Source organism: Butyrivibrio sp. DSM 10294 (assembly GCF_028539135.1).
Taxonomy (GTDB): Bacteria; Bacillota; Clostridia; order Lachnospirales; family Lachnospiraceae; genus Butyrivibrio.
On sequence record NZ_JANSWL010000028.1, the window covers coordinates 19,938 to 28,007 of the forward strand.

Sequence of the window (8,070 nt, forward strand, 5' to 3'; positions counted from 1 at the left end):
ATAATAAAATTAGTAAGAGGCAAAGGAGCTTTCTGTAGGAGAGCGACCTTTGCCTTTTTTATTTGTAGGATAGGCGATCAGGAGGTAGACTTATGGCAGCATTTGACCGCATTTATTCGGGAATTCCGGAGATGGACACAGCCCTTGACAGCATCAGACTTGGAGACAACGTGGTATTCAGAGTCTCTGACCTGTCCGAATTCAAGCTCTTCGTGGACCCATACATTGAACAGGCCAAGAAGGACAAGCGAAACATCATATACTTCCGTTTTGCTACCCACGAGCCCCTGGTGGAGGACTGCCCTGAGGTCAAAACCATGCACATTCCGCTGTCTCACAGGTTCGAGACTTTCACAGTGGAGATTCACAATGCCATAGAAAAAGAAGGTAAGGATGCCTTCTACGTATTTGACTGCCTGTCAGAGCTGCAGATTGCCTGGGCTACTGACCTTATGATGGGCAACTTTTTCAGAGTTACCTGTCCATTTCTGTTTATTCTTGATACGGTGGCTTTTTTCCCGATCATCAGAGGAAAACATTCCTTTCATGCCATAAATAAGATCCTTAACACAACCCAGCTGTTTCTTGATGTCTACTCAGATTCAAGGAATGTATATGTGAGGCCGGAAAAGGTCTGGAACCGCGACTCTGAGACCATGTTTCTGCCCCATATTTACAAGAAGGAGGAGAATACCTTCAGACCTATATTGGACGGTGTTCAGTCAAGTCGCTTCTATCAGCTGCTGGATAATTTCCAGAGGCCGGGGGAGGATCAGTACATCGATTTCTGGGACAGATTTTTTAACTATGCGAAAATGCAGTATAACAACCACATGAACCTTGATGATTCCTGCGATATCATGTGCAAGGTCATGATGACAAGGGACGAGAAGATGCGCCAGATGGTCAAAAAGCACTTCAGGCCTGAGGATTATTTTAATGTCAGAAGCCATATGATTGGTACCGGTCTCGTGGGAGGAAAGGCCTGCGGAATGTTGCTGGCAAGGGCTATCATCAGGAATATGAGCCCTGAGATAAACGAGGTTTTGGAGCCCCATGATTCCTTTTTCATCGGATCGGATATTTATTATACCTATATCGTTGACAACGAGTTCTGGGAGCTGAGAGTCAGGCAGAGGACAGAGGAGGAGTATTTTTCTCTGGCAGAGGAGTTCTCGGATAAGCTGAAACAGGGCGTTTTCTCGGAGGAGCTTAGGACAAGGTTTAGGCATATCCTGGAGTATTATGGGCAGGATCCATTTATTGTGCGCTCCAGCAGTATCTTGGAGGACGGCTTTGGGAACGCTTTTGCCGGCAAATATGAATCTGTGTTCTGCGCCAACCGTGGAACGCTGGAGGAAAGGCTTCTGGAGTTCGAGAATGCCATTAGGACGGTTTATGCCAGCACCATGAGTCTGTCAGCCCTTGATTACAGAAAGAGACGCGGCCTGGAAAAAAGAGATGAGCAGATGGCGCTGCTGGTTCAGAGGGTTTCAGGTTCTTATTATGGACCTTATTACATGCCCTGCGCTGCGGGGGTAGGTTACTCCTACAGCCCCTACAAATTCCTTGCGGGAATCGATCCCAAGGCGGGAATGCTGCGGCTTGTAATGGGCCTTGGAACTTCAGCTGTAGACAGGACCATGGGCTCCTACCCAAGGCTTGTGAGCCTTGATATGCCTGAGGCAACGTCCTCAGTGACGGTTGCGGAGAAACACCAGTTTTCCCAGAGGGCGGTGGAGGCCATGGACGTGGGAGAGCATGCGCTGGCAAGGCTTGAGCTAAGGAATATTGAATCCAAGCTGCCGAAGTATCTCATTAACACACTTCTTGAACACGACTATGAGGTGGAGGATTCCCTGAAAGAGCGCGGAATATATAGGGATGTCAGGTTTATTTCCTGTAAAGGACTTGTTAAGAAGAAAGAGATCATGTCCAGAATGCAGCAGCTGATGCAGCTGATACAGGCGGAATATGAGCATCCTGTTGATATAGAGTTCACCCTGAATCTGTCGGAGAGCGGAGAATATTCCATTAACCTCTTGCAGTGCAGACCGCTCCAGGTCTTCAAGGATACAGCAGAAGTGGAGATTCCAAAGGGGGTTTCCGAGGATAAGATAATTCTTGAGAGTGTTGGGGCATCCATGGGACTTTCCAGGAGTGTCCCCATCGATCTTATAGTCTATGTGGATCCCAAGGCCTATTACAACATGCCCTATGCGGACAAGCCGGGAATTGCAAGCGTGATAGGCAAGATCAACTGGACCTTCAGAGACAAGGGAAGACATATGATGCTGATGGTACCTGGAAGAATAGGCACTTCTTCGCCGGAACTTGGGGTTCCGACTACTTTTGCCGACATCAGTGAATTCGAGGCTGTGTGCGAAATGGAAGAGAAGGAAGCGGGCTACAACCCGGAGCTGTCCTACGGAAGTCATATTTTCCAGGACCTGGTGGAGGCTGACATTCTCTACACGGCTGTTTTTGCCAATGAAAAGACCATAAAATTTGCGCCGGACAAGCTGTTTGGCTGTGAGAATACAGTCGAGACGCTAACCGGCGCAGAAGGAGTATCTGATATAGTTAAGGTGTTTGATCTGTCAGGCGCAGAGTGCACTCTTTTTTACGATCTGGAAGAGAATCACATGCTGCTGACTACTAGAACTTGAACTTGTTAACCTCTCCGTCAAGCTGCTGTGCGATGTTGGCGTTTTCGTTGGCAACAACCTTGTTCTGCTTCATGTTGTCGGACATTTCCGTTACGGCGCCGGCTACGTCGCCGATGCCCTTTGCACTCTCATCCACAGCGGTTGCAACATCGTTCATTGCCTCGGATACGAAGTTCATGGAGCTCTCAATATTCTGAGATGCATGCTCTACGTTCTTAAGCATTTCGGAGATCTTCTCGGCGTCGTCCTGATACTGTACGCCTGTATCCATCAGCTGCTGGTAGCCGCCGATGGTCTTTTCTCTGACGAAATCAACCATCTTGGTTGCTTCATCAGCCAGCTCCTTAACGTTGCCGATAACTTCGTCTGAGATAACCTGGATCTTCTTGGCGGTCTCTGCGGAGTTGGTGGCAAGTCCGCTGATCTCCTCAGCAACAACCGCAAAACCCTTGCCGTGCTCACCTGCTCTTGCAGCCTCGATGCTGGCATTGAGGGACAGGAGGTTGGTCTGGGATGCGATCTCCAGAATAGTCTGTGTAAGTCCGCTGATCTGTTCAACGGCCTTTGATTTCTCAATCTTATCATTAAGGTTGTTTGTCATGTCGTCTGCGGCAGCCTTGGCAGCCTCAGTTTCCTGTTCAGCGTGCTTTCTCATATCAATAGCACGTTCTTCCATCTGACCTGCATAGTCTGTACCTTCACGCACACTGGTGTACATTTCCTGTACTTCGTCTTTGATCTTGGTGGTAGATCCTTGAACCTGTGCAAGAGAAGCAGCGGTTTCTTCCATAGCTGCGCTCATCTGCTCCATGGTTGCTGATACACCGTCCAGCTGATCGTTGGTCCTAACCGTATTATCAAGGGCTGTCTCAACAGAGCCGGAGAGCTGATTGGAGGAGTCGGAGATTGAATGTACAACGCCTCTGATATATTCAAGAAGGCTGTTGATACTGTCTGCGATATCCGAGACTTCATCATTGCCCTTGACCTCGATCTTCTGGGTAAGATCGCCGTTATTGGTAACAAGGTCACTGATCTTCTTATCAACAACGCCGAGACCATAGCCGATTCCGTTGGCCAGAATAAAGGAAATCACTGCTGAAACAACGGCAAGAATAGCACCGATGATAATAATGGTCTCAACGATTGACTTAAGGGAATCAATAAGGTCATTAACTATATAGTCGATTCCAAGGATTCCGACGGTATTACCGCCATTGTCCCTGATAGGAGAATAGGCGGTGATATAGTCCACTCCTGCGGCATTTTTTTCAACAACTGTTGATACATAGCCATCTGAGGACATTGCTGCCTGCATGCCTTCCTGACGATCGGCTTCCACGGGAGTTCCTATTGAAATATTGTCATTGGCGGGCGTTGACAGATATACAAGGGAGCCGCCGCGGTTTCCTACGGTATAGATGGCACTTAAGTTGGCAGAGCCTGCCACAACGGCCATATCCTTCCTCATTACGCTGTTAGCGTAGCTGTCGTCGGCACCGGTGTCAAGGAGCCCTAATAGATTACCGTTTAGCTGATTGGCGGCAATCTGACAGATTGAGAGGGTGTTCTTGGATGCGCTCTGAACATAGCTCTCATGGACGAATCTGTAGATTGCTATACCCATTACTGCACAAACAATAATATTTATAAGGACACTTCCGATAGTTATCTTGGTTTTTATACTTAGTCTGATGCCTCTGTTATTCTTCATTGATCTGCCTCCTTATTCAGCATTTAATGAATCTACGATTGCCTGGGACATGAACACAGCGTCAGTTGCCTGTATTTCGGAATAGGCTGTGGCAACATCGACTCCGTCAATTACAACTTTTTTGACAAGATCTTTTTTCAGAGCCATTAGGTCGTCATTGTAGAGGGAGTATGCATCTGTGCCATAGGGCAGATCTGCCATTTTACTGGTATTGTTAAAAAGCTCGAGAGCGGCGGCCTGTTCTGCTGATATGCTGCCTGCTCCGGGATCGTTTACTAAGGGAACAGTGGCCAGGAGATGATCTATGTGGTTCTTGGCGTACTTGTCAGAAATGGGGCTATAGGTCCACAGTTCTTCAACTTCGCCGCCATCGCACATGGTCTCCAGGAAATATTTGTACACACCTGAAGGATTCTTGCAGGAAGAGGTTATGCACCAGACAGGGGCAACTCTTTCCAGGTAGGTTCCGGTCTCCTCAAGAGGAGGAATGGCCACGATCTCGCCGTCTACACCTGCTTCAACAAGCTTATTTGACAGGGTCTTGGCCCAGGTGCCTGCCCAGTAGGTGAAAACGCCGTATTCATTGGCGTAGAACTTATCTCGACAGTCGCCGGTTCCGTTTTCGGCGATGGTCTTGTCAATGTAGCCCTTGGAATAAGCATCCTGTATCCTCTCAAGGGCACTCTTCATGCTGTCCTCGAAGAAACCGTCTGTCCAGGTTCCGTCATCTTTTTGGTAAAAAGAGGGATAGGCGTCCTGATAGAATTCCGGCAGATAGTTGATGTAAGGGGCTTCGTTATTGATGATGCCTGCTGCGGAGACACCGTAGGTATTGCCGTTGACACCGTCTCCGTCAGGGTCTTTTTCCGTAAAAGCTTTTAGCATTTCAAGATATTCTGCGTAATTGGTGGGGGCACTCATGCCAACGTTGTCCAACCAGGCCTTTTTGATATAGGTTACGCAGCCGTTTCCTCTGGTGGGAGTTATGCCATAGAGCTTTCCATTTATTTTTATGCCGTCGATAAGAGAGCCATTGCCTGCGGCATTGACTTTGCTTTCCAGGTCGGAGCCGGAATAATAGGGAGTTATGTCCGCCAGAAGCTGTTTGGCGGCGTAGGTAGTGTAATATGAGGAGCTCAGAAGAACCGCATCCGGAAGATCCCCGGATTCAAAGACTTTGGTGACCTCATCATAGTAAACATCATGTTCAGGTTGAATAATTATTAAATCTATGCCGGTCAATGCTTCCCAGCGAGCCTCAAATTCATCGCGCCCGTTCTCCTGGGTGATAAGCGTACCATCCACCATAATGGTGATCGATGTCGGCTTGTCGTAGGACGGACTTAAGTTACCGATGACATCAGAAGCAGTCAGGGCACCGGTTACAGCTGTCCCTGAAGCAGAGCCTCCGCAGGCTGTGAGCATACATGCCGACAGTATCAGGGAGCACAATAGGATAGGTCTCTTTCCGCTCATGGTACCTCCTTTTTTGGATGAAAAAATTAATAAATATGCATAATTATTATTAACGATATTGAGCGTTAAGAAAACCAGTTTACCGATGTTTTCATAGTAATTTAAGACTTAGTTTATGATGGATACGATGAAAGATATTGAGTGGCTCTTTTTTGACGTTGGATCGACCTTGGTAAGCGAAGAAAAGCCATTTATAGACAGGCTTCAAAAAATTGGGGTTATTCGCTGTAAGAATTTGTTCAATTTGATTTAAAACGACTCCCTTACCTGTGCCAGAAATTTTTCTGCAATAGGTGTGAAGGTCTGGTACTTGTTCCAGATAAGATATAGCTTTGTTTCCTGCTTGGGAGAAAGTGGACGGAATACAAGGTCGCTTTCTTCGGAGCAGTCTATCAGATGCTCAAAGGTCAGAAGTATACCCAGGCCTTCCTTGGCAAACATTGATGCATTATAAGAAAGACGGAAGGAACCTTCCAGGTGGAGCTTGGAAAAATTCTCCCCGGCCCATTCCGGGATCTCGATATTCCAGCTTTGTTCAGAGCAGAAGAGTGGCTGCCCTATAAGGTCGGCTACTTTTATGCTCTTTTTCTTTGCCAGGGGATGACTCTTTAAGATAATAGCACCCCAGCGGTCAGTATCAGGGAATGTGGCATAGTCATATTTATCTTTGTTAGGTGTTTCGCAGATTACGCCAAAATCCAGTAACCCCTTATCAAGCTTTTCTGTTACCTGCTCAGTATCACCGCTGGTGATGTGGTAGGTGAAGGAAGGATATCTGTCTTTTAGCTTTTTAATCTCTCGGGCAAGATGACAGATCTGATAGGATTCCGCCAGACCAAAGTATATGTCTCCACCTGTGATATCATCCAAGGAGACAAATTCCTGCTCGATCTTATCTGCCATTAAAACAAGATCCTCAGCACGGTCACGCAGTAGCATTCCTTCATCTGTGAGTTTGATGGAAAAACTATGTCTGGTGAAAAGCTTTTTTCCTAGTTCTTCCTCAAGACTCTTTAATGCCTTGGAAAGAGTAGGCTGTGTGACATGGAGTAATTCTGCGGCTCGTGACATGTTCTCTTCTCTTGCGACGGCAAGAAAATATCTTAAATTCCTTATTTCCATAAGAATCCCCTTAAATAAAGTGATATGCCAAATGCGAATATCATGATATTCATTATAACAATTAGCGAAGAGATTGTACATGGATTATAGTGAGGATGTCAGATGAAAACACAACACAAACAGGGAATAAAGAGATGGGTACAGAAGATATTGTTGAATGCCTCAGGCATCTTGGCATTGAAGATGAAAAGTGCATACAGGCAGGGAAATATGTATGAAGATAAGAATAGCATTTATACTGTTCGTTTTTGTATTTCTTATGCCGGGAGCAACGATGATATTACGATCACACTCAGTGTTGAATAGGAGGATATATGGCAAAGAAGATTCTGATAATTGAAACAAGCCTTAGAACGGGAAGCAATTCGGATATCCTTGCTGAGAGCTTTGCAAAAGGCGCAAAGGATGCCGGAAATGACGTGGAGATTGTTTCGCTAAAGGACAAGAAGATTGGCTTCTGCACCGGATGTTTTGCTTGTCAGAAGCTGGGAAAATGTGTTATCCCCGATGATGCCAATGTGATAACTGAAAAGATTCTGGAAGCAGAGGTTGTCGTATGGGCTACACCGATCTATTATTACGAGATGAGCGGTCAGATGAAGACCATGATCGACAGGGCTAATTCTCTATATCCAAGGGATTACAAGTTCAGAGAGGTTTATCTGTTGTCAACTGCGGCAGAGGATGAAGCTTATACAGATGAAAAAGCGGTCAGCGGTGTTAACGGCTGGATTGATTGTTTTGAAAAGGCTGAGTTTAAGGGAAAAGTTTTTGCCGGCGGCGTAAATGAGCGTGGTGAGATTGCAGGGCATAAGGCGTTGAACGAGGCCTATGCTTTGGGAAAATCAATCTAAACTGCTGTGCATAAAATTCCAGATAACCAACCATCTATGTTGTGGACAAGGGACGCCACCCTTGACGGAACCTGCTGGAAACGCATGTCAGGTTTTGCCGACGGTGAAGATGATGGGAACAGCTAAATGGCACACCGTCGCGTAACAGCATTGTAGCGTTTCCACCAGAACCCGTAAAGGGCAAGCCCTGCTAAAGCAGGGTGGCTGGGTATAAGCGCCTCAGGATCAGAATCCA

6 protein-coding genes are annotated in these 8,070 nt (G+C 46.7%); 3 read left to right on the forward strand and 3 right to left on the reverse strand.

Annotated features, from left to right (window positions below):
* The first annotated feature begins 92 nt into the window (after nt 1–92).
* On the forward strand, nt 93–2,669 hold the full coding sequence (locus NXH67_RS00480; RefSeq protein ID WP_272795982.1) for a PEP/pyruvate-binding domain-containing protein: 2,577 nt from the start codon (nt 93–95) through the stop codon (nt 2,667–2,669).
* On the opposite strand, the gene NXH67_RS00485 is transcribed toward NXH67_RS00480, so the two are convergent.
* From NXH67_RS00485 to NXH67_RS00495, 3 genes are all read right to left on the reverse strand, one after another.
* Nucleotides 2,659–4,383, reverse strand: coding sequence for a methyl-accepting chemotaxis protein (locus NXH67_RS00485; protein ID WP_272795983.1), 1,725 nt, complete (start codon nt 4,381–4,383; stop codon nt 2,659–2,661). The two genes, NXH67_RS00480 and NXH67_RS00485, sit on opposite strands and share 11 nt — an antisense overlap.
* A 12-nt stretch (nt 4,384–4,395) precedes the next feature.
* The gene (locus NXH67_RS00490) at nt 4,396–5,859 is read right to left on the reverse strand and encodes an extracellular solute-binding protein (RefSeq protein ID WP_272795984.1); all 1,464 of its coding nucleotides are present in this window, start codon (nt 5,857–5,859) and stop codon (nt 4,396–4,398) included.
* 249 nt (nt 5,860–6,108) lie between these two features.
* Nucleotides 6,109–6,981: a LysR family transcriptional regulator gene (locus tag NXH67_RS00495; RefSeq protein WP_022779716.1), complete on the reverse strand. Its 873-nt coding sequence runs from the start codon at nt 6,979–6,981 to the stop codon at nt 6,109–6,111.
* A 95-nt stretch (nt 6,982–7,076) separates the two neighbouring features.
* Here NXH67_RS00495 and NXH67_RS00500 point away from each other — a divergent pair, with 95 nt between their 5' ends.
* Nucleotides 7,077–7,199 (forward strand): hypothetical protein, encoded by a 123-nt coding sequence (locus NXH67_RS00500; RefSeq protein WP_272795985.1) that lies wholly within the window; start codon nt 7,077–7,079, stop codon nt 7,197–7,199.
* A 96-nt stretch (nt 7,200–7,295) separates the two neighbouring features.
* The gene (locus NXH67_RS00505) at nt 7,296–7,835 is read left to right on the forward strand and encodes a flavodoxin family protein (RefSeq protein WP_272795986.1); all 540 of its coding nucleotides are present in this window, start codon (nt 7,296–7,298) and stop codon (nt 7,833–7,835) included.
* Nucleotides 7,836–8,070: the final 235 nt, after the last annotated feature.